22 protein-coding genes, 1 tRNA gene and 1 other RNA gene are annotated in these 22,610 nt (G+C 38.1%); 20 read left to right on the top strand and 4 right to left on the bottom strand.

Translation table 11 applies throughout. The features are described from left to right. Nucleotide 1: 1 nt before the first annotated feature. Together EKQ63_RS27180 and EKQ63_RS27175 are read right to left on the bottom strand one after the other, a co-directional pair. The gene (locus tag EKQ63_RS27180) at nucleotides 2-490 is read right to left on the bottom strand and encodes a YhcN/YlaJ family sporulation lipoprotein (RefSeq protein ID WP_087955083.1); all 489 of its coding nucleotides are present in this window, start codon (nucleotides 488-490) and stop codon (nucleotides 2-4) included. Nucleotides 491-579: 89 nt separating this feature from the next. Further along, nucleotides 580-786: a DUF1657 domain-containing protein gene (locus EKQ63_RS27175; protein WP_000216166.1), complete on the bottom strand. Its 207-nt coding sequence runs from the start codon at nucleotides 784-786 to the stop codon at nucleotides 580-582. Between the two features lie 205 nt (nucleotides 787-991). On the opposite strand from EKQ63_RS27175, the gene EKQ63_RS27170 reads away from it, so the two are divergent. From EKQ63_RS27170 to eno, 9 genes are all read left to right on the top strand, one after another. Continuing rightward, a tRNA-Arg gene (locus EKQ63_RS27170) sits at nucleotides 992-1,067 on the top strand. 257 nt (nucleotides 1,068-1,324) lie between these two features. After that, nucleotides 1,325-2,632 carry an RNA polymerase factor sigma-54 gene (gene rpoN / locus EKQ63_RS27165; RefSeq protein WP_143881663.1) on the top strand — a complete coding sequence of 436 codons (1,308 nt, stop codon included), beginning with the start codon at nucleotides 1,325-1,327 and terminating at the stop codon, nucleotides 2,630-2,632. Nucleotides 2,633-2,641: 9 nt separating this feature from the next. After that, complete coding sequence (locus tag EKQ63_RS27160; protein ID WP_143881662.1) at nucleotides 2,642-2,887, top strand: glutaredoxin family protein; 246 nt, start codon at nucleotides 2,642-2,644, stop codon at nucleotides 2,885-2,887. A gap of 135 nt (nucleotides 2,888-3,022) precedes the next feature. Continuing rightward, nucleotides 3,023-4,051, top strand: a complete 1,029-nt coding sequence (gene cggR / locus EKQ63_RS27155) for a gapA transcriptional regulator CggR (RefSeq protein ID WP_001258187.1) — start codon at nucleotides 3,023-3,025, stop codon at nucleotides 4,049-4,051. 26 nt (nucleotides 4,052-4,077) lie between these two features. Next, nucleotides 4,078-5,082: a type I glyceraldehyde-3-phosphate dehydrogenase gene (gap, locus tag EKQ63_RS27150; RefSeq protein WP_000161236.1), complete on the top strand. Its 1,005-nt coding sequence runs from the start codon at nucleotides 4,078-4,080 to the stop codon at nucleotides 5,080-5,082. 139 nt (nucleotides 5,083-5,221) lie between these two features. Next, nucleotides 5,222-6,406 (top strand): phosphoglycerate kinase, encoded by a 1,185-nt coding sequence (locus EKQ63_RS27145; protein ID WP_088327961.1) that lies wholly within the window; start codon nucleotides 5,222-5,224, stop codon nucleotides 6,404-6,406. Nucleotides 6,407-6,438: 32 nt separating this feature from the next. Then, a complete protein-coding gene (tpiA, locus tag EKQ63_RS27140; RefSeq protein ID WP_001231037.1) occupies nucleotides 6,439-7,194 on the top strand; it encodes a triose-phosphate isomerase in 756 nt (251 codons plus the stop codon). Beyond that, nucleotides 7,191-8,720, top strand: a complete 1,530-nt coding sequence (gene gpmI / locus EKQ63_RS27135; RefSeq protein WP_001231152.1) for a 2,3-bisphosphoglycerate-independent phosphoglycerate mutase — start codon at nucleotides 7,191-7,193, stop codon at nucleotides 8,718-8,720. The genes tpiA and gpmI overlap by 4 nt, the downstream gene beginning before the upstream one ends. A gap of 30 nt (nucleotides 8,721-8,750) precedes the next feature. Further along, nucleotides 8,751-10,046: a phosphopyruvate hydratase gene (gene eno / locus EKQ63_RS27130; protein WP_000103949.1), complete on the top strand. Its 1,296-nt coding sequence runs from the start codon at nucleotides 8,751-8,753 to the stop codon at nucleotides 10,044-10,046. Between the two features lie 50 nt (nucleotides 10,047-10,096). Here the strand turns inward: eno and EKQ63_RS27125 are convergent, their stop codons facing one another. Then, on the bottom strand, nucleotides 10,097-11,047 hold the full coding sequence (locus tag EKQ63_RS27125) for a nucleoside hydrolase (RefSeq protein ID WP_143881661.1): 951 nt from the start codon (nucleotides 11,045-11,047) through the stop codon (nucleotides 10,097-10,099). 426 nt (nucleotides 11,048-11,473) lie between these two features. Between EKQ63_RS27125 and EKQ63_RS27120 the strand changes: the two genes are divergently transcribed. From EKQ63_RS27120 to rnr, 5 genes are all read left to right on the top strand, one after another. After that, the gene (locus EKQ63_RS27120) at nucleotides 11,474-11,842 is read left to right on the top strand and encodes a CidA/LrgA family holin-like protein (protein WP_000673222.1); all 369 of its coding nucleotides are present in this window, start codon (nucleotides 11,474-11,476) and stop codon (nucleotides 11,840-11,842) included. Continuing rightward, entirely contained in the window at nucleotides 11,839-12,531 is a 693-nt protein-coding gene (locus EKQ63_RS27115; protein ID WP_029440954.1) for an LrgB family protein, read from the top strand. The genes EKQ63_RS27120 and EKQ63_RS27115 overlap by 4 nt, the downstream gene beginning before the upstream one ends. A 94-nt stretch (nucleotides 12,532-12,625) precedes the next feature. Next, nucleotides 12,626-12,859 (top strand): preprotein translocase subunit SecG, encoded by a 234-nt coding sequence (gene secG, locus EKQ63_RS27110; protein WP_000557262.1) that lies wholly within the window; start codon nucleotides 12,626-12,628, stop codon nucleotides 12,857-12,859. Between the two features lie 161 nt (nucleotides 12,860-13,020). Next, nucleotides 13,021-13,761, top strand: coding sequence for a carboxylesterase (gene estA / locus EKQ63_RS27105; protein ID WP_000761976.1), 741 nt, complete (start codon nucleotides 13,021-13,023; stop codon nucleotides 13,759-13,761). 142 nt (nucleotides 13,762-13,903) lie between these two features. Beyond that, nucleotides 13,904-16,342 (top strand): ribonuclease R, encoded by a 2,439-nt coding sequence (rnr, locus tag EKQ63_RS27100; RefSeq protein ID WP_087955078.1) that lies wholly within the window; start codon nucleotides 13,904-13,906, stop codon nucleotides 16,340-16,342. 80 nt (nucleotides 16,343-16,422) lie between these two features. Here rnr and EKQ63_RS30060 read toward each other — a convergent pair whose 3' ends face one another. Continuing rightward, the gene (locus tag EKQ63_RS30060) at nucleotides 16,423-16,593 is read right to left on the bottom strand and encodes a hypothetical protein (RefSeq protein ID WP_176398076.1); all 171 of its coding nucleotides are present in this window, start codon (nucleotides 16,591-16,593) and stop codon (nucleotides 16,423-16,425) included. Nucleotides 16,594-16,716: 123 nt separating this feature from the next. Here EKQ63_RS30060 and smpB point away from each other — a divergent pair, with 123 nt between their 5' ends. From smpB to EKQ63_RS27065, 6 genes are all read left to right on the top strand, one after another. Continuing rightward, entirely contained in the window at nucleotides 16,717-17,184 is a 468-nt protein-coding gene (gene smpB, locus EKQ63_RS27090; RefSeq protein ID WP_001123905.1) for an SsrA-binding protein, read from the top strand. A 126-nt stretch (nucleotides 17,185-17,310) separates the two neighbouring features. Beyond that, nucleotides 17,311-17,665, top strand: a transfer-messenger RNA (tmRNA) gene (ssrA, locus tag EKQ63_RS27085). 352 nt (nucleotides 17,666-18,017) lie between these two features. After that, complete coding sequence (locus EKQ63_RS27080; RefSeq protein WP_087995397.1) at nucleotides 18,018-18,416, top strand: VOC family protein; 399 nt, start codon at nucleotides 18,018-18,020, stop codon at nucleotides 18,414-18,416. Between the two features lie 607 nt (nucleotides 18,417-19,023). Beyond that, nucleotides 19,024-19,980, top strand: a complete 957-nt coding sequence (locus EKQ63_RS27075) for a nuclease-related domain-containing protein (protein ID WP_088327963.1) — start codon at nucleotides 19,024-19,026, stop codon at nucleotides 19,978-19,980. 601 nt (nucleotides 19,981-20,581) lie between these two features. Further along, nucleotides 20,582-21,259: a response regulator transcription factor gene (locus tag EKQ63_RS27070; RefSeq protein WP_087995395.1), complete on the top strand. Its 678-nt coding sequence runs from the start codon at nucleotides 20,582-20,584 to the stop codon at nucleotides 21,257-21,259. A gap of 333 nt (nucleotides 21,260-21,592) precedes the next feature. Beyond that, on the top strand, nucleotides 21,593-22,609 hold the full coding sequence (locus tag EKQ63_RS27065) for a siderophore ABC transporter substrate-binding protein (protein WP_143881660.1): 1,017 nt from the start codon (nucleotides 21,593-21,595) through the stop codon (nucleotides 22,607-22,609). The last annotated feature ends 1 nt before the right edge of the window (nucleotide 22,610 follow it).

Raw genomic sequence — 22,610 nt, 5'->3', positions numbered from 1 at the left:
GTTAAGTGTTAGATTCCATTTCTGATCCGATAAGTTTTAACTGTTTTTTGATTTCATCTTTAGATATTTCTTTTTTCTTGATTCTGTTTTCGAGCTTTTCGAGTAACATAAAGATTTTTTTGTCGGTACTAACACGAACATCGAAAGTGGGATATTCATCACTTAGTTGCTTTTGAAGTTTCTTGCGTAAAGGTTTTAACCCAAATCGTTCATGATGCTCAGGCTTAACTGCTATGTAGAGATCTAAATTGGAATTCACTGCTGTACTTTTTATAATTTCATCCATAGCGAGAGCTCTTTCCTTCGCTCCCTGTGATATAGATTGATTAAAGGATTCCGTACTCGTCTTTGTTAATTTGGGACCTTTCTCTTTCTCCGTTCGTTTTGCTTCTTCTTTTTTTACCTTTTTATCTAATGGGCTGTGATCACAACCGGTAAAAGAACTAAATAGAAGTATAAATAACGCGGTAATGAGTCCAATCTTTCGCATAATCATCATTCCATTTCTATTGCAATATGTAATGTGATAGAAAAAGGATGACTGCATATCACCCTTTTTCTATTTCACAGCATGAAACGTTATTGCTGTGAGTATTGTGGTTCTTCTTGTTGGACTTCTTCAACACGTGGGTTTAAAGAATCGATAATTGTTTGTGTTTGCTGCGCAGCTGTTTGGAAAAGTTGCTTAGCTTGTTGGTTATCCGTATCAAGAGCGAATCCCTCTAAGCTAGCTTGTGCACTTTTTAATCCAGAAACAGTTTGCTTTAATTTCGTAATTACAGTCATTGAATGAAGCCCCCTTTGGAATATCAATTCAAAGGTTATAATTTGTGAGTTGGGGTGAATTTATGATTGGAAATTTTAGGGGATGTTGCTTTGTTGATGTAATCATAACTAAGGTGTATAAAGGATTATGGGGATATTTTTATTGATTTAGATGGATTTTATTGCTATTATTATGAGAAGAAAATGAAGTGTTTTTTATAATCATGCGCCCATAGCTCAGTCGGATAGAGCGGTGGTTTCCGGTACCACGTCTGCCGGGGGTTCGAATCCCTCTGGGCGCGTCAAAAAGTCCTAACTTACGTTTTGTAGGTTAGGACTTTTTTATTCCCTCTTGTTATATCAAGTAATAAGATTTACTATTAGTATGTGGTAATAATTTTATTGCACTATTATTTTCTTTCAATATTATTCAAATTTCGGTTGTAAGTTGTAAATCTCATTAATACATATAAATTAATAATATTTTGGAATGGGTGTCTGTGATAGCATTCTCCTTTTACCAAACTTATTGTACAATAGAAACAAGGGGGAGATTAGTTTGAAGGCAAGTCTTTTACAAGAACAAAGCTTACGTTTGGCAATGACACAAGAGTTAAGGCAAGCGATTACAATGCTCCAGTATAATGTACAAGAATTATCGGAGTTTTTGTATGAGCAATCGTTAGAGAATCCCCTTATTGAGTTAGGTGGTTTTGAGAGGGAGAAGAAAAAGAGCTCTAACAACAGTAAAAGTACCAGCAAACAAGTCGAGAATCAGATGGAAATCTACAGTGTGGATTCTACAACGATTCAGCAACATTTATTAAATCAAATACAGTATTATAAAATAGAGGAAGAAAAGCGAAAAGTAGCTTCTTTCATTATTATGAACATGGATGGAAATGGGTATTTACAAGAAACGAACGAAGAGTTAGCAAGCCTCCTTTCCGCACCGATTCATGTAGTCGACCGCTCTGTAGAGCTTGTCCAATCACTTGAGCCAGCAGGGGTAGGGGCGCGTAATATTCAGGAATGTCTAACCTTGCAATTGAAGCGCTTACAAAGGCGGAATGGATTAGCGGAAGAGGTTATAGAGGATCACTTTGCTTATTTCGTGAAGAAAGATTGGCGAAAGCTCGTTCAAGTGTTGAAGTGTAGTAATGAGGAATTACAGAGTGCTGTAAATTGTATAACGTCATTACAACCAAAACCAGGTCTTGCGTTTTCTTCTGATAAACCACTTTATATTGTGCCTGATATGGCGGTGAAAAAAGATGGTGATCGTCTCGTTTTACAAATGAATGAGAGAAATATGCCAAGAATTGAAATTCATTCTGAATATAGTGCGCTTCTCAATAATAGTGAAAGTGAAGTGGCATCTTACGTATCAGAAAAGTATCAACATGTGCAGTGGATTATGCGTAGTTTAAAACAGAGAAAACAAACTCTTCTGCAAGTGATGACCATTATTATGGAAAAACAACGTGATTTCTTCTGGAAAGGTCCGGAGTATTTAAAGCCACTTGCTTTAAAAGAAGTAGCAGAAGAGTTAAGCGTGCATGAATCGACAATTAGTCGTGCAACGCGAAATAAATATGTGCAAACACCACACGGTTTATTTGAGATGAAATCGTTCTTTAGTAATGCCGTTTCGACTACTGAAGATGAAGCAGTTTCTACAAAGCGCGTAAAACAATTTATTCAAACGCTTGTTGAGGCAGAGAATAAGAAAAAGCCACTTTCAGATCAAAAGATTTCAAAATTATTAGAAGAAGAGCATGAAATCGTTATTTCTCGAAGAACAGTGGCGAAGTATAGAGAGCAAATGCACATTCCAGCGTCGTCATTACGAAAAACAATCGGATAGGTGAAGAAGATGAAAGTTGTACTGTATACAAAAAAAGATTGTGGCCTTTGCGTGAAGGCGAAACAAGTTTTACAGGAAGTACAATGTGAATATTCTTTTCAAATTGAGGAAATAAATATATATGAAGATAATGACCTTTTAGAAAAATATCATCTAATGATTCCGGTTGTAGAAATAGACGGAAAACAAGTAGAATATGGTAACATTCACAAAGGTGTCATAATAAACTATATAAAGAATGCAGTTAAGAGTTGAATAAGTTTCTATCTCCTGTTACAATAATACACGTAGCAGGGATTATTTTTTTAACCTATGTGGGACACAAAATGTCACTACGGGACGTAAAGTGACCACGAGGGAAAATGAACCGATGTAGTGAGGAGAAAAGATATGCGCTCATGGATTCAGAACACAAAAAAATTATTACCTGATCTGCTACCTGTTATGCAAACGAGAATGCAAATTCTTCAATACATTAGGCTCATGCAGCCAATTGGAAGAAGAAACTTATCAGCAAGTCTCGGTATGACAGAACGAGTATTGCGAAGTGAAGTTCAAGTTTTGAAAGAACAAAACTTAGTTCACGTCGCTTCTTCTGGAATGACATTGACAGAAGAAGGAACAGCTTTAGTTCTTGCTTTGGAAGACTTTATGAAAGAAATTTCCGGGTTAAAGGTTTTAGAAAAGCAACTTAAGGAAACATTAGACTTGGATGAAGTTTTCGTTGTCCCTGGTGATAGTGATGAATCACCTTGGGTCAAACTGGAGATGGGCCGTGCTTGTGTGACTTGTATAAAAGACCGTCTGACAGCGAATAATATCGTTGCTGTGGCTGGAGGAACTACGCTAGCTGCTGTTGCGGACATGATGCAGCTTGATTGCAAAGATTTACATATGCTATTTGTCCCAGCACGTGGTGGAATTGGAGAAGGCGTCGAGTTAGAAGCCAATACCATTTGTGCCAAAATGGCGCAAAATACGATGAGTAATTATCGCTTATTGTATGTTCCAGATCATGTTAGCAGCGAAGCATATGCGTCTATTGTGACAGAGCCTTCCGTGAAAGAAGTTCTTGAGTTGATTCGATCTTCCAATATCGTCATTCATGGAATAGGTGATGCGTTAACAATGGCACGTCGCAGAAATACTTCGGAAGCAGATTGGTTAAAGATTCAGGCAAGCGAAGCAGTTGGCGAAGCTTTCGGTTACTACTTTAATGAACAAGGAAATGTTGTTCATAAAGTAAGAACAGTTGGTATGCAACTAGAGGATTTACAAAATGTATCTCACGTTGTTGCAGTCGCTGGAGGTTCTTCAAAGGCAAAGGCAATACAGGCTGTAATTAAACAAGGGCACACTTCAATTCTAATTACAGATGAAGGTGCAGCAAAACAGTTAACAAAGGGTATTACCCTTTAATATAATCCCCCAAGGAGGAAATTCAAATGACTAAAATTGGTATTAATGGATTTGGACGTATCGGACGTAACGTATTCCGCGCAGCTCTTAACAACTCTGAGGTAGAAGTAGTAGCAATCAACGACTTAACAGATGCTAAAACATTAGCTCACCTTTTAAAATATGACACAGTTCACGGAACTTTAAATGCAGAAGTATCTGCTAACGAAAACAGCATCGTTGTTAACGGTAAAGAAATTAAAGTTATCGCTGAGCGTGACCCAGCTCAATTACCATGGAGCGACTACGGAGTAGAAGTAGTAGTAGAATCTACTGGCCGTTTCACTAAAAAATCAGACGCTGAAAAACACTTAGGTGGATCAGTTAAGAAAGTTATCATCTCAGCTCCAGCTTCTGACGAAGATATCACTGTAGTTATGGGTGTTAACCACGAACAATACGATGCAGCTAACCACAATGTAGTATCTAACGCTTCTTGTACTACAAACTGTCTAGCTCCATTCGCTAAAGTATTAAACGAAAAATTCGGCGTAAAACGCGGAATGATGACAACAATTCACTCTTACACTAACGACCAACAAATCTTAGACTTACCACACAAAGATTTACGTCGTGCTCGTGCAGCAGCTGAAAACATGATCCCAACATCTACTGGTGCAGCTAAAGCAGTAGCATTAGTATTACCAGAACTTAAAGGTAAATTAAACGGTGGCGCTGTACGTGTTCCAACTGCTAACGTTTCTCTAGTTGACCTAGTTGTTGAACTTGACAAAGAAGTAACAGTTGAAGAAGTAAATGCAGCATTCAAAGCAGCAGCTGAAGGCGAATTAAAAGGTATCCTTGGATACAGCGAAGAGCCATTAGTATCTATCGACTATAACGGATGTACAGCTTCTTCTACAATCGATGCATTATCTACAATGGTAATGGAAGGTAACATGGTTAAAGTACTTTCTTGGTACGATAACGAAACTGGTTACTCTAACCGCGTAGTAGACTTAGCAGCTTACATGACTTCAAAAGGTCTTTAATTCTTAATTATATAAGTTATCAATGACAAAACGAGGGAGAGGGTTTGTTCCCTCTCTCTCTTCTTTCGTTTTAAAAGCAAATGTGTTAAGCTTTTGAGTGGGTTTTGTCAATCCTAACTAGTAGTCGGAGGGAAATCCAATGAACAAAAAATCAATTCGTGACGTAGATTTAAAAGGTAAGCGTGTATTTTGCCGCGTTGACTTCAACGTACCTATGAAAGAAGGCAAAATTACAGATGAAACTCGTATCCGTGCAGCTCTTCCTACAATTCAATATTTAGTAGAGCAAGGTGCGAAGGTTATTTTAGCAAGCCACTTAGGCCGTCCAAAAGGTCAAGCAGTAGAAGAATTACGTCTTACTCCAGTAGCAGCACGTTTAGGTGAGCTTCTTGGTAAAGATGTTAAAAAAGCAGACGAAGCATTCGGACCAGTTGCACAAGAAATGGTTGCAGCAATGAATGAAGGCGACGTATTAGTTCTTGAAAACGTACGTTTCTATGCGGGCGAAGAAAAGAACGATGCAGAACTTGCGAAAGAATTTGCAGCTCTTGCTGATATCTTCGTAAACGATGCATTCGGTGCAGCTCACCGTGCTCATGCTTCTACAGCAGGAATCGCAGACTACCTACCAGCAGTATCTGGTCTATTAATGGAAAAAGAGTTAGAAGTATTAGGTAAAGCACTTTCTAACCCAGAACGTCCATTCACAGCTATCATCGGTGGTGCGAAAGTAAAAGATAAAATCGGTGTAATTCGTCATCTATTAGACAAAGTAGATAACTTAATCATCGGTGGCGGACTTGCTTACACATTCGTTAAAGCTTTAGGTCATGAAATTGGTCTATCTCTATGTGAAGACGACAAGATTGAACTAGCTAAAGAATTTATGCAACTTGCAAAAGAAAAAGGCGTAAACTTCTACATGCCAGTTGATGTTGTAATCACTGAGGAATTCTCTGAAACTGCAACAACTAAAATCGTTAATATCGATTCTATCCCTTCTAACTGGGAAGGCGTGGACATCGGTCCTAAAACACGTGAAATTTATGCAGATGTAATTAAAAACTCTAAGCTTGTTGTATGGAATGGACCAATGGGTGTATTCGAAATGACTCCATTCGCAGAAGGTACAAAAGCAGTAGGACAAGCATTAGCAGATGCAGAAGGTACATACTCTGTTATCGGCGGTGGTGACTCTGCAGCAGCTGTTGAAAAATTCGGTATGGCTGATAAAATGAGCCACATTTCTACTGGCGGCGGTGCGTCATTAGAATTCATGGAAGGTAAAGAGCTTCCAGGTGTAGTTTGTCTTAACGACAAATAAGTAGCAGCCAAAGAAAAAGGACGGTGCAAAGCATGCGTAAACCAATTATCGCAGGTAACTGGAAAATGAATAAAACTCTATCTGAAGCAGTTAGCTTCGTAGAGGAAGTTAAAGGTCAAATCCCAGCAGCTTCAGCTGTTGATGCAGTAGTTTGCTCTCCAGCTCTATTCTTAGAGCGCCTTGTAGCAGCGACTGAAGGAACTGATTTACAAGTAGGTGCACAAAACATGCACTTCGAAAAAAATGGTGCATTCACTGGCGAAATTAGCCCAGTAGCACTTAGCGACTTAAAAGTAGGCTACGTAGTACTTGGCCACTCTGAGCGTCGTGAAATGTTTGCTGAAACAGATGAGTCAGTAAACAAAAAGACTATCGCAGCATTTGAACATGGTTTAACACCAATCGTATGTTGTGGTGAGACTTTAGAAGAGCGCGAAAGCGGAAAAACATTTGATCTAGTAGCAGGTCAAGTGACAAAAGCACTTGCAGGTTTAACTGAAGAGCAAGTTAAAGCAACTGTTATCGCTTATGAGCCAATCTGGGCTATCGGTACAGGTAAATCTTCTTCTTCTGCAGATGCAAACGAAGTATGTGCGCACATCCGTAAAGTTGTTGCAGAAGCTGTTTCTCCAGCTGCTGCAGAAGCTGTTCGTATTCAATACGGCGGTAGCGTAAAACCAGAAAACATTAAAGAGTACATGGCACAATCTGACATCGACGGCGCTTTAGTTGGCGGTGCTAGCTTAGAGCCTGCTTCGTTCTTAGGTCTTCTGGGGGCGGTAAAATGAGAAAGCCAACAGCTTTAATCATTCTTGACGGTTTCGGACTTCGTGAAGAAACTTACGGGAATGCTGTAGCACAAGCTAAGAAACCTAATTTTGATGGTTACTGGAACAAATTCCCTCACACAACGCTTACAGCTTGTGGTGAGGCAGTAGGTCTTCCAGAAGGTCAAATGGGTAACTCTGAGGTTGGTCACTTAAATATCGGTGCTGGCCGCATTGTATATCAAAGCTTAACACGCGTAAACGTTGCAATCCGTGAAGGTGAGTTCGACAAGAACGAAACGTTCCAAAGTGCAATTAAAAGCGTAAAAGAAAAAGGTACTGCACTTCATTTATTCGGTTTACTTTCTGACGGTGGTGTGCACAGTCACATGAACCACATGTTTGCTCTTCTTCGCTTAGCAGCTAAAGAAGGCGTTGAGAAAGTATACATTCATGCATTCTTAGATGGCCGCGATGTTGGACCAAAAACAGCACAAAGCTATATCGATGCAACAAATGAAGTAATTAAAGAAACAGGAGTAGGACAATTCGCGACTATCTCTGGTCGTTATTACTCCATGGACCGTGACAAGCGTTGGGATCGCGTAGAAAAATGTTACCGTGCTATGGTGAATGGTGAAGGCCCTACTTATAAATCAGCAGAAGAGTGTGTAGAAGACTCTTATGCAAATGGTATCTACGATGAATTCGTATTGCCGTCTGTAATTGTTAACGAAGATAACACGCCAGTTGCAACAATCAATGATGATGATGCAGTTATCTTCTATAACTTCCGTCCAGACCGTGCAATTCAAATTGCTCGTGTATTTACAAACGAAGACTTCCGTGAGTTCGATCGTGGTGAAAAAGTACCTCACATTCCAGAATTCGTATGTATGACACACTTTAGTGAAACAGTAGATGGTTACGTGGCATTCAAGCCAATGAACCTTGATAACACTTTAGGTGAAGTTGTTGCGCAAGCGGGATTAAAGCAACTTCGCATCGCGGAAACTGAAAAGTATCCGCACGTTACATTCTTCTTTAGCGGTGGTCGTGAGGCTGAATTCCCAGGAGAAGAGCGTATCTTAATTAACTCACCGAAGGTTGCAACGTATGACTTGAAACCTGAAATGAGCATTTACGAAGTAACGGACGCTTTAGTAAATGAAATCGAAAATGATAAACACGATGTTATCATTCTTAACTTTGCGAACTGTGATATGGTTGGCCATTCTGGGATGATGGAACCAACAATTAAAGCAGTAGAAGCAACTGACGAATGTTTAGGAAAAGTTGTAGAAGCGATTCTTGCAAAAGATGGTGTAGCACTTATTACTGCTGACCATGGTAATGCGGATGAAGAATTAACTTCTGAAGGAGAGCCAATGACAGCTCATACAACTAACCCGGTTCCTTTCATTGTTACTAAGAACGACGTAGAATTACGTGAAGATGGTATCTTAGGTGATATCGCTCCAACTATGCTTACACTTCTTGGTGTTGAGCAACCGAAAGAAATGACAGGTAAAACAATTATTAAATAATTTGCTTATATAAAAAGGAGAGAATTTATTATGTCAACAATTATTGATGTTTATGCTCGCGAAGTCCTTGACTCTCGTGGTAACCCAACTGTAGAAGTAGAAGTTTACACAGAAAGCGGCGCTTTCGGACGCGCTATCGTACCAAGTGGTGCATCTACTGGTGAGCACGAAGCAGTAGAATTACGTGACGGTGACAAATCTCGTTACCTAGGTAAAGGTGTTATGAACGCAGTAAACAACGTTAACGAAGCAATCGCTCCAGAAATCGTTGGTTTCGACGTAACTGACCAAGCTGGTATCGACCGTGCTATGATCGAATTAGATGGCACTCCAAACAAAGGTAAACTAGGCGCTAACGCTATCCTTGGTGTATCTATGGCAGTAGCTCACGCAGCAGCTGACTTCGTAGGTCTTCCATTATACCGTTACCTTGGTGGATTCAATGCAAAACAATTACCAACTCCAATGATGAACATCATCAACGGTGGTTCTCACGCTGATAACAACGTAGACTTCCAAGAGTTCATGATCTTACCAGTTGGTGCTCCAACATTCAAAGAATCAATCCGTATGGGTGCTGAAGTATTCCATGCACTTAAAGCTGTATTACATGACAAAGGTCTTAACACTGCAGTAGGTGACGAAGGTGGATTCGCTCCAAACCTTGGTTCTAACCGTGAAGCATTAGAAGTAATCATCGAAGCTATCGAAAAAGCTGGTTACAAAGCTGGCGAGAACGTATTCTTAGGAATGGACGTTGCTTCTTCTGAGTTCTACAACAAAGAAACTGGTAAATATGACCTTGCAGGCGAAGGCCGTACTGGCTTAACTTCTGCAGAAATGGTTGATTTCTACGAAGAGCTTTGCAAAGACTTCCCAATCATCTCTATCGAAGATGGTTTAGACGAAAACGACTGGGATGGTCACAAATTATTAACTGAGCGTATCGGTGATAAAGTACAATTAGTTGGTGACGATTTATTCGTAACTAACACTCAAAAACTTGCTGAAGGTATCGAAAAAGGTATCTCTAACTCAATCTTAATTAAAGTTAACCAAATCGGTACTTTAACTGAGACTTTCGAAGCTATCGAAATGGCTAAACGTGCTGGTTACACAGCAGTTGTATCTCACCGTTCTGGTGAAACTGAAGATGCTACAATCGCTGACATCGCAGTTGCAACTAACGCTGGCCAAATCAAAACTGGTTCTATGAGCCGTACTGACCGTATTGCTAAGTACAACCAATTATTACGCATCGAAGACGAACTAGGCGAAATCGCTGTTTACGATGGTATCAAATCTTTCTACAACATCAAACGATAATTGTAGAACATAACGACAGACCGTGAGAAATCGCGGTCTGTTTTTTTATGTTAAAATTGCTCATCCGTCATAAGTGACATGAAATGTTTAAAGAAGCGGTTATAATCAAAATCAATTGCGATTTGATGAATCGGCCGATTAATAAATGGTTTAGATTCTTCTAAAGAGCGGAATTCCCCAATGCTTGCCCCTTGTGCATAAGATTCGGTCATGACAACGATAGGTGATTTGTGATACGTAAACATAGAGTTATCAAGTAAAGCGAGTATTGGCATTGTGTCATGGAAGGGGCTACCCTTTAAATGTGGTAGAGCATTTTTATAATAGCCGTAGTAATAATGATCGAATAAAGGTTTGACGAGTGGGGCTTTTCCTTTTGCTTCAATATATTCAGCCATTTCTGGTGTAATGATGGAATATTGGGTGACGTTTAATGGATAGATGTACATGTTAGGTGAGGATTGAAGGACTATATTAGCGGCAGCAGGATCACCATAAAAATTTGCTTCAGAAATAGGGGTAACATTACCCGGGTGTAAAAAGGCACCGCCCATTACGTAGTAAGATTTAATTTGCTTCATTAACTGTTTACATACGATAAATAAAATTGCGAGGGAGGTAAGTCTTCCTAAACTTACAATGATTAATTCATCTTTATACTGTTCAATAAGAGGAATAACTTCGAAAAAATTCTCCATTTCCCCGTTAGTTACATTCCCTTTTGGAATAATTGGCCCGAGCCCTTGTTTTCCGTGTACATCGGTAAAAAAGCAGGGGGGGGCACCAGTAAGTGGACGCTCTGAACCACCGAATATCTTGATATTCCTATTTTTTGTTTCGTTCTTAAAAAAATGAGCATTTTGTACGGCCATCTCTTTTGGAACATTGCCATAATCAGCAACAATCCCGATGATTTCTATTTCATCGATAAAGAACGCTAAGAGGAGAGCCATTGTATCATCAATGCCAGGATCACAAAAAATGAGAACTTTTTTGGGCATATGTTCACCACCTATCTTGTTTATCCCACTTTAATGGGCAGTAAGACCCCCACCTCAAAATTCAGCGAAAGCAAAGAATTTAGGTGGGTTCGGGCTGCCCATAAAAGTCCGATTGGTGAGGGCTGATAATCAGTGGGAGATAAAGAACCCACCACTGATTAAAGTTTCACTTTATATATATGTAAGCTTAAGGATAAAAAGATTATTTTATTGAAATAATAACATTTAAAATTCAGAAAATAAAAACTTCTTATATTAGGTCAAGGTTTTTGACTTAATTTCCTTTTAGAAATGTAGTCATATCAAGGTTGTAAGCGTATAACATAGTCGTTTTTTGCTGTCAAGTTGATAAATTGCAGCTTTTTACAATTTATACTATGATAAAGATATTAAGAGAAGATCGTATAAACAAGAGGGATGATGAACATGAAATTTACAAAGATTCTTGTCCAAATTGCTGCTCTTTACGTTTTTTATATGGTTGGAACTTGGGTACAAGAAATGTTAAATATTCCGATCCCAGGAAGTTTGATTGGAATGTTCCTCTTACTTGTTTTACTTAGCCTAAAAGTTCTTCCAGTGAAATGGTTCGATTTAGGAGCAGAAACACTCGTTGCTATTATGCCGTTTTTATTAATTCCGCCAACGCTTGGCCTAATGAATTACGGTGCTTTTTTTATGAGTAAAGGAATTTCTCTTTTCATTACAGTTGTAGCGAGTACATTTTTAATTATTATTGTCGCAGGACATACAGGACAATATCTTGCGAATAGAAAGGAAAGAGAGTCGCGATGAGCCAAATGTTAATCGGAATCGGTTGGGTTCTTTTTACGGTGCTATTATATCAATTATCTAAAAAAATCTATAAATTATTTCCAACACCATTCACCATTCCAATGCTTGTAGCAACAGGATTAATGGCTTTCTTATTTATCGTGCTTGATATACCGTATCAACATTATATGGAAAGTGGTGGTGGCTGGATTGCGAAGCTGCTCGGACCTGGTGTTGTAGCATTTGCAATTCCTCTTTATAAACAACGTCACGTTCTGCAAAAATATGTTGTACCAATTGCCGGCGGGGTACTAGTAGGTACAACAGTTGCCATTGCAAGTGACTTTGCTATTGCCTCACTTATGGGAACAGATAAAAGCTTAATTTTATCTTCTTTACCAAAATCAGTGACAATGCCAGTTGCGATGAGTGTTTCAGAGCAAGTTGGTGGTGTACCGTCATTAACAGCAGCTTTCGTTGTTATTGCAGGTATTACCGGAACGATTACTGGCCCGCTTTTATTAAAATGGAGCCGCGTTACAAACTCAGTTGGTAAAGGTATCGGATTTGGATGTGCTTCTCATATTATGGGTGTGATGAGAGCGATGAAAAATAATGAACATGAAGGTGTTATTGGATCGGTAACAATGACATTAACAGCCATTTTGACATGTTTGCTCGGGCCGTTATTTGCAATGATGTTCATGTAATAGAAGAAAAGCGAGAGCAACCTTATAGCTCTCGCTTTTCTATAGAATTTATGCTACAGTTACAATAACTGAATCTTTGTAGGAGGTACGCCAAGTGCATACGTTATTATCCGTTTTACTTATTATTGTATCGATTTTAATGATTGTTATGGTACTTATGCAGTCTAGTAATAGCTCAGGCCTTTCAGGTGCAATTTCAGGCGGTGCAGAGCAATTATTTGGTAAGCAAAAAGCACGTGGAATTGAAGCGGTATTAAACCGTATTACAATTGTTTTAGCTGTATTGTTCTTCGCATTAACAATTGGTGTTACGTACTTAAACTTATAGAATTGAAAGAAGAAGCGTTAGTAAGATGTACTAATGGTTCTTCTTTTTTTGTTTTGCCATTTGAAAGATGTTTCTAATTAGATTATAGAAATATAAATATGGTACACTAGATATAGAAAGAATACGACTAGATTACAGAAGAGAAAGAGGAGAAGTACATGATGAAATTAGCATCTCCGAAACCATTTACATTTGAGGGTGGAGACCGCGCTGTTTTATTACTACATGGATTCACAGGAAACTCAGCTGATGTACGTATGTTAGGGCGTTTCTTAGAAAAGAAAGGCTACACTTGTCATGCGCCAATTTATAAAGGGCATGGAGTACCGCCAGAAGAGCTTGTTCATACAGGTCCTGAAGATTGGTGGCAAGATGTAACGGAGGCATATCAGCTTTTAAAAGATAAAGGTTTTGAGAAAATTGCTGTCGTTGGATTGTCACTTGGCGGCGTATTTTCTCTAAAATTAGGTTATACAGTACCGGTTTTAGGTGTAGTACCAATGTGTGCACCGATGTATATTAAGAGTGAAGAAACGATGTACCAAGGTATATTGGCATATGCCCGCGAATATAAAAAGCGTGAGCAAAAATCACCAGAGCAAATCGAACAAGAAATGTTGGAATTCCAAAAGACACCGATGAATACATTAAAAGCATTACAACAATTAATTGCTGACGTACGTAACAATGTGGACATGATTTATGCCCCAACATTTGTTGTACAAGCGCGCCATGATGAAATGATTAATACAGATAGTGCTAACATTATTTATAACGGTGTAGAATCTACGTTAAAAGACATTAAATGGTATGAAGACTCTACGCATGTCATTACACTGGATAAACAGCGTGACGAGCTACATGAGGATGTATATAACTTCTTGGAGCAACTAGATTGGTAAGATCTAGTTGCCTCTTTTTTTCATAAGGGAATTTTTGTGAAAACTGTAAAAATCATAAGGGGAGTATTGAAGTTTCACTTTATACATCCCCTATCTTTCGGATACACTAAATAATATAAGGTTTTAAAGGAGGTATTTTTGCTTGGAAGAAATCATACAAGAACATATTGATAAGTTGTTATTATTTATGAGAGAAGAAGCGTATAAACCGCTAACGATACAAGAGTTAGAAGAGGCATTTGGAATTGAAGGTTCTGAGGGCTTTAAAGATTTTGTAAAGGCACTTGTAACGATGGAAGAGAAGGGGCTTGTTATTCGTACACGTAGCAACCGTTACGGTCTTCCTGAAAAGATGAATTTAGTAAGAGGTAAGTTAATTGGACATGCACGTGGTTTTGCATTCGTTGTACCAGACGAGAAGAAAACGGGAGACGATGATCTTTTCATCCCGCCTACAGAATTAAACGGTGCACTTCATGGCGATACAGTGTTAGCACGCCTTAGTTCTCAATCAAGTGGTTCACGTCAAGAAGGTTCAATTGTACGCATTTTAGAGCGTGGAACGAAAGAACTAGTTGGTACATATACAGAATCGAAAAACTTTGGGTTCGTTATACCTGACAATAAGCGCTGGACAAGTGATATCTTTATCTTGAAAAGTGCATCAATGGGTGCTGTAGAAGGCCATAAAGTAGTTGTGAAAATTACGAGCTATCCAGAGAATCGTTTAAGTGCAGAAGGTGAAGTTATTCAAATTCTAGGTCATAAAAATGATCCAGGAGTAGATATTTTATCTGTCATTCATAAACATCATTTACCTTTAGCATTCCCTGAAGAAGTGATGGAGCATGCAAACAGTGTACCAGAAACGATTTCAGAAGAAGATTTAAAAGATCGCCGCGACCTGCGTGATCAAATGATCGTAACGATTGATGGTGCAGATGCGAAAGACTTAGATGACGCTGTTACAGTAACGAAGCTTGAGAACGGCAATTACAAGCTAGGCGTTCATATTGCGGATGTAAGTCATTACGTTCAAGAAGGTTCTCCAATTGATGTTGAAGCAGCGGAAAGAGCGACAAGTGTGTATCTTGTTGACCGTGTAATTCCAATGATTCCACATCGTCTATCTAACGGTATTTGTTCATTAAATCCGAAAGTAGACCGTCTGACATTATCTTGTGAAATGGAAATCAACAACTTAGGTGATGTTGTTAAACACGAGATTTTCCAAAGTGTGATTAAAACGACAGAGCGTATGACGTATGCTGACGTAAGAAGCATTTTAGAAGATGAGGACGAAGAGTTAATTAAGCGTTATGAGCCATTAGTACCGATGTTTAAAGAGATGGGGCAATTAGCACAAATTTTACGTGAAAAACGTATGCGCCGCGGTGCAATCGACTTTGATTTTAAAGAAGCGAAAGTATTAGTAGATGAAGAAGGAAAACCGACAGACGTTGTCATGCGTGATCGTTCTGTATCAGAGAAGTTAATTGAAGAATTTATGCTTGTTGCGAACGAAACAGTAGCAGAGCACTTCCACTGGATGAACGTACCATTCATGTACCGTGTCCATGAAGATCCGAAAGAAGATAAGCTAGAGCGTTTCTTCGAGTTTGTAACGAACTTCGGATATGCGGTAAAAGGACGTGCGAATGAAGTACATCCTCGTGCGCTGCAACAAATTCTCGAAATGGTTCAAGGGCAACCAGAAGAAGTAGTTATTTCAACAGTAATGCTTCGTTCTATGAAGCAAGCACGTTACGATGCGGATAGCTTAGGACATTTCGGTTTATCAACTGAGTTCTACACGCATTTCACATCACCAATTCGTCGTTACCCAGATACAATTGTTCATAGATTAATTCGTGAATACATTATTAACGGTAAAGTTGACAATGAAACGCAAGCAAAATGGCGTGAAAAGTTACCGGAGATTGCAGATCATTCTTCTAATATGGAACGCCGTGCTGTTGAAGCAGAACGTGAAACAGACGAAATGAAAAAAGCAGAGTATATGGTTGATAAAATCGGCGAAGAGTATGACGGTATGATTAGCTCTGTAACAAACTTCGGTTTATTCGTAGAGCTTCCAAATACAATTGAAGGTCTTGTACACGTTAGCTACTTAACGGATGATTACTACCGTTATGATGAGCAGCATTTCGCAATGATTGGAGAACGTACAGGTAACGTATTCCGCATTGGTGACGAAATTACAATTCGCGTTATTAATGTAAACAAAGACGAGCGTGCAATCGACTTTGAAATCGTTGGCATGAAAGGTACACCTCGTCGTAAGTTCAAAGACCGCCCAGTCGTTATCGAACAGCCAAGAACAGGCAGAAAGAAACGCGGCGGACGTAGCGAACGCAGTAATGAGCGCGGCGGAGAACGTGGCACAGGTAGAAAATTTGACCGTGGTGGCAAAGGTAAAGGCACAGGAAAAGGAAGAGGATCTGCATCCGCATCTTCGTCCGCAAGCCAGCCAGGGAAAAAAGATGGTAACGGCAAGAAGAAAAAAGCATTCTTCGAAAACGTACCAGGATTCAAGAAGAAAAAGAAAAAGCGTAAGTAAGAAAAGGATGGCTTCGCTTTGATGAAAAGCGGGGCTTTTTCTTTTTTCTTAGTGGCTTGAGAGCGAGCCACTTTCGCTTTTTATTGGAATCCAGCTACAGTGGCTAGAATGTTCGGCGGCTTCGCTTCTTCGCTAGAGGCAAGGAACGCCTCAAGGTCAGAAGCTCCATCCACTTCACATTCTGAACGAGCCACTTTCGCTTTTTGTTGGAATCCAGCTACAGAGTGGCTAGAATCTGTTGGCCATTTCACTCCCTCGGACGAAGCAAAAAGCGCTTCTCTGTCGGGAGTTCCAATGTCCAAAGATTCTGAGCGAGCCACTTTCGCTTTTTAGTAACATTTGTTACAATAGTAAAAATAGAGGAGGGACGTTATATGCCAAAAGGTTCAGGTAAGGTTATTGCACAAAATAAAAAAGCATTTCATGATTATTTCATCGAAGAAACATACGAAGCAGGGCTTGTCCTTCAAGGAACAGAAATTAAGTCGATTCGCGCTGGACGCGTGAACTTGAAAGATGCGTTTGCACGTGTACATAATGGTGAAGTATGGGTTCATAATATGCATATTAGTACGTACGAGCAAGGAAATCGTTTCAACCACGATCCGCTTCGTACGAGAAAGTTACTTCTTCATAAAAAAGAAATTGAGAAGTTAGCGGGTGCTTCAAAAGAGACAGGATATGCACTAGTTCCAGTTAGAATCTATTTGAAAAATGGATTTGCGAAAATGGCACTTGGTTTAGCAAAAGGTAAGAAACAATACGATAAACGTCACGATTTAAAAGAGAAAGAAGCTAAACGTGAAATTGCACGCGCGTTCCGTGATCGCCAAAAGATGTAATACAGATATTTACATTTGTAAAACGGCACGCGTATGTTATAATAACTTATGTAAGATTGTTGCACATTGAAAAACAGCTCTTAGTAGCTATCACGAAATTTTCTTCGTATGCTCCATTTTTATCATGGGGACGTTACGGATTCGACAGGGATAGTTCGAGCTTAGGTTGCGAGTCGAGGGGATCGGCCTCGTTAAAACGTCAAAGCCTATAATTGGCAAACAAAACAATCTTTCTTTAGCTGCTTAATTGCACTAAAGGTTCCTCCCTCCATCGTCCATGTGGTAGGGTAAGGGACTCAAACTAAGTGGACTACGCCGGAGTTCGCCGTCTGAGGACAAAGGAAGAGAACAACCAGACTAGCAACTTGGAAGCCTGTCGATAGGCCGAAGAGTTCGCGAAATGCTAATATATCGACTACACTCGTAGAAGCTTAAGTGCCGATATTTTTGGACGTGGGTTCGACTCCCACCGTCTCCACCAATACATATTTGGTGGTTTTTTTATTTTGTATGTGATTTGAACCATAACTTTGCCAAGGCGGCAAGCTTATGGTTCTTTTGGTTTATGGCAAACTTATGCTTCCAGGATTTGAAAATTTTTTAAGTCGCCTTTTAAATAAAGTTACAGTGCTTATAAAAAAGATGTGATGTTTTGTCCCTTTGGATCTGTTTATCTAAAGGGATGTTTTTATAGTGAAAAGAAAATCTGAACTGAAATACCGATAAAGGAACTGTTGAGTAGTAATAAAGTTGCTCCATATCAGCAAAGAAGGAACGTATACAACTGTGTTGAAGTAGATTAAGGTCGATATTAAAAAAATGGAGGGGTTATGGTGATTATTGAAACGACTGTGCAAGTTCGTGTTTCAGACTTTGAAAAGGGAAAGGAATGGTACAAGTCACTACTGAATAAAGAGCCTGATTTTGTACCTCATGAGGGATTTGTTGAGTTTGAACTCGTGCCCGGGAGTTGGTTACAGGTAGCCGAGGGAACGCCAACAGAAGGTAGCGGTCCTATACGCATAGGTGTGATGGATATAGAGGCTGAAAGGGATAGAATGATAAAGGAATTAAATATTGAGCCTTTTGAAATATATTCAAGAGAAGAGGTTCCCGTAAAATGGAGTAGCTTTACAGACCCCTGGGGGAATCGCTTAGGTTTTTTCGAATATTTGAATGAGAATGAAAGGGATGAAACAATAAAAAGAGTTCATGGAACGACGGCTAAGTAGTTAGTCCGTATAACCACCCTTTCCTCAACTAAAGGGCACTTTAATGAAAGAAGGATTACAGACTTTTTTATAAAAGAATGATTCAATTAAATAAGTTAAGAGCGTGTTTTGATCAATTTTCTTTAAAAACACGCTCTTTCTTTTTGCTCGTTTATCAAGGTTATTAGTATCAATTTGACTAAACATTATTCAAAATCTACATTAATAAAACTCACGGCAAAGTTATGCTTCCATTTTCTTTGGACAATTAGATAAATATCTTCTAAAATAAGCGGTTTTCGGCAAGTTTATGATTCCAACTGCGGCAAACTTATGGGCAAAGTGACATTGTATGATACGAACCATAACTTTGCTAGGTTGGCGAGGTTATGGTTCTTTTTGTTTGCAGGAAAATAGGATTTTCATGTTTTGCTAGTAGTGGGTTTTGGGTGGTATGCTGTTTTGGGAGGTGGGGTGATGTCGTGTTTTGTCGAGCGGTCGATATTCTATGTCGAATCGCCGATATAATTGAAGTTGCGTTCGATATATTGGAAAAATCGCCGATATAATTGAAGTTGTGGTCGATATAATGAAAAAATCGCCGATATATTTCTAGAGGAGTGATAAAATGATTGTGAAAGAACGGAGAATGCCGATTTATTTACGTCAATTAGAAGCGCTACTCAGAAGATTGCCTGTTCATCATCCAAAACGGAATATAATCGCTGAAAATATAGCGAGATATAAGGCAGGTTATAAAGGGGAACGAGCTGTTGATTATTCATTAAGTTTTCTCCCTGAGCAAGATTATAGCATTTTACATGACATTCGTTTATTTGATCAAAATCATTACTTTCAAATTGATACTATCATCATTTCCTCGCGTTTTCTTCTATTTTTAGAAATAAAGAATATAGTAGGTACACTACTTTTCGACTCAACATTTAATCAGCTCATTCGCATATCCGAAGAAAAGTCAGAAGGATTTCCAAATCCAATTTTGCAAATAAAAAGACAGGAATTACAGCTTCAGAAATGGTTAAGGTTATACGGGTTTTCTAAATTCCCAATTGAATCCTTCGTTGTTATTAGTACGCCGCGTACCGTTGTTAAATCTTCAGATGATAACCTCTCTAATAAAATCATTCATAGTGCTAATTTACCTCATAAAATAAAGTGGCTAGAAATTAAATATAAGAAAAAAACTATATATAATATAAATGAGCTTATTCAGCGAATGATGATGGAGCATTCCCCATTGCAACACAATGTTCTTGAAAAATATCAAATGAAAAAAGAAGAATTGTTAAAGGGGGTACTGTGTGAGGAATGTACCTCTATACCAATGGTTAAAGTGAAAAAAGGGTGGTATTGCTCGAAATGTAATACTGTATCTAAGGATGCACATAAGTGTGCTTTACAAGATTATGCGCTTCTTATCGAAACCGAGGCTACTAATAGTAAGTTGAAAGAATTTCTAAATATCCAATCAAGTTCAATTATGAAACGCATCCTTCAATTACTGAAAATCCCGTATGTTGGTGAGAATAAAGGGAGGAAGTATGATTTAACAATGTATCAGTGAGCAATGGAAAAGGATTATTAATACAGTGATGATCCTTTTGAAAATTTATTTTACACTCAGTGTTTCTTTTGTTTTTTCATTGTTAGTTAACTTGTTACAATTGCATTATAGGACATTGATCTTAAACTCTATTAAATTTAATCTTAAAATAAGAAGAATGCAGTTTTTTTGTTTTGGAGGTTTTATAATATGCTTAAATTGGTGGGGATGGGCGGTACCCTTGAAATAGAAAACGAAGAAATAGTTATTGACGATAAGTAGGTAGATACTATAGCAACCCCGTAATGATTAAATAATATTTATCCCGCTATTTGCCGGGCAGTAAAACTCCCATCTCAAAATTTGGCTGAAGTAAAGAGGTTAGGTGGAAGCTCTGCTGCTTGTAAATGTCCGATTGGTAAGTAGATATGTTAATTTTAATTTATTCAAATCTTCATATACTTTGTATTTCTATCCATACCTATTGTAAGATTATATAGAGTTCTCCTAATAAGCTGTTATAATGACTTTTTTTAGGAGTTTCATACTTATAAATCTTAAATTATTTTTGGAGATAATTTTTTATCTAACCAAGTTATATTGAAGTAGAGGTGAACCATCGGTGAGGCAGGTGTTAGTAATTAAGAATGAAAGGTCTTTAGCGAAGAAAATCGTAAGTGGTTTAAAGCAAGAAGGCCATTTCATTTTAAAACTTCACAATGAAAACGAAGGTTTAAATATAGTATATGAACAAGATTGGGATATTATCATATTAGATTGGGATTCATTAAGCATATCTGGACCAGAAATTTGCAGGCAAATACGACTTGTTAAAATGACACCGATTATTATTGTGACCGACAATATTTCTAGCAAGGATTGCGTAGCAGGGTTACAAGCAGGAGCTGATGATTATATAAGAAAACCATTTGCGAAAGAAGAATTAGTAGCAAGGGTGCAAGCTATTTTAAGGCGAAGTGATTATACTCAGCAAAATGAGCCGAATTTTGTTCAGTTTAAAGATCTCCTTGTTGATGCATCTAGCAATATTGTGAAAAAAGGCGGTAAAAATCTCTCGCTTACGAAACGCGAGTACGATTTACTTGTATTTTTAATCAAGAATAAAAATACAATATTGAGCCGCGAAATGCTTTTGAATCAAGTTTGGGGATATAACGTAGTAGTAAATCCAAATGTAGTAGACTTATATATTGGGTATGTAAGAAAAAAGTTGAAATGTGAGAAGAAAGACAGATACATTCAAACGATACATGGCAGAGGCTATTCAATGGTTGAATGATAAAATAGTTTATGTAAAATATGAAAAATTAGCTATTAATGGTCATTTTTTTTTTACAGTAGAAATCACAGTTTATAAGGTGCTAATCTACTGGTTAGTACGTGTGGGGGATGAATCTGTTGCGCATTAGTTGAGATCATATCTAAGTTATGTTTAATTTTATTAACTCACACCATTCACAAGATTTTCACATAATTAATGACTATACTTATTTACAGGATATCCAAATGAAAATGATTATCAATATTGATTTAGGTGAATAGAAGTTACTATCTAACTCAATCTATGAAAGTCATCATTTTCGAAATAAATTACACTATAAGGAGTATACGTATGAAAAAAACTATGCTTTTAAAATTAGTAAGTATTCTAGCAATTTTTACATTAATGTTAGTAGCTTGCTCAGATTCAGGTAAAGAAACTTCGAAGGCTAATAATAAAGATAATAGTAGTGATAAGCCAAAAACGGTTGAAATCACTGATGCACATGGAAAAGTTACAGTTCCTGTAAATCCAAAGAATGTAGTTGCTTTAGATAATAGAACGTTTGAAACTTTAGCTGATTGGGGAATTAAATTAGCGGCTGCTCCGAAGGATGTAATGCCTGCAGATTCAGCGTATGTAAAGGATAATTCAGTTCAAAATATTGGAAATCACCGTGAACCAAATCTTGAAATTATTGCAGCGGCAAACCCTGACCTTGTAATCGTTGGTCAAAGATTTGCTGACCATTACGAAGAAATCAAAAAATTAGTACCAAATGCAGCAGTTATTGATCTTAATTTTGATGTCTCTGAGAAAGCTACTAAGCCTGGCGAAAACTTAGTAAAAGGACTTAAAGATTCTACAGTTACTTTAGGAAAAATCTTTAATAAAGATAAAGAAGCTAAACAATTAGTAGCTGATTTTGATAAATCTATTGAAAAAGCAAAATCTGCTTATAACGGAAAAGATAAAGTTATGAGTGTTATCGTTACTGGTGGTAATATTGGTTTTGCTGCTCCACATTCTGGTCGCGTTTGGGGACCAATGTATGAAATTTTCGGTTGGACTCCAGCGTTAGAAGTTTCAAATTCTACTGCAGGTCATAAAGGTGATGACGTTTCTGTTGAAGCTATTGCACAAACAAATCCTGATTGGATTTTCGTATTAGATCGTGATGCTGCAACATCTGATGCAGCTAAGTCAACACCTGCTAAGGATGTTATTTCTAAATCACCTGCTCTTCAAAACACAACTGCTGTTTCTAAAAAACAAGTTATTTATGCACCAGAAGATACTTACACAAATGAATCAATTCAAACTTATATAGAGTTATTTGGAAATATGGCAAAAACTTTAACTAAGTAGT

It is taken from the genome of Bacillus sp. BD59S (genome assembly GCF_007363175.1).
Lineage (GTDB): Bacteria > Bacillota > Bacilli > Bacillales > Bacillaceae_G > Bacillus_A > Bacillus_A pacificus.
The sequence above is the reverse complement of the archived record's forward strand: the minus strand, read 5'-3'. Positions and strand labels throughout refer to the sequence as shown.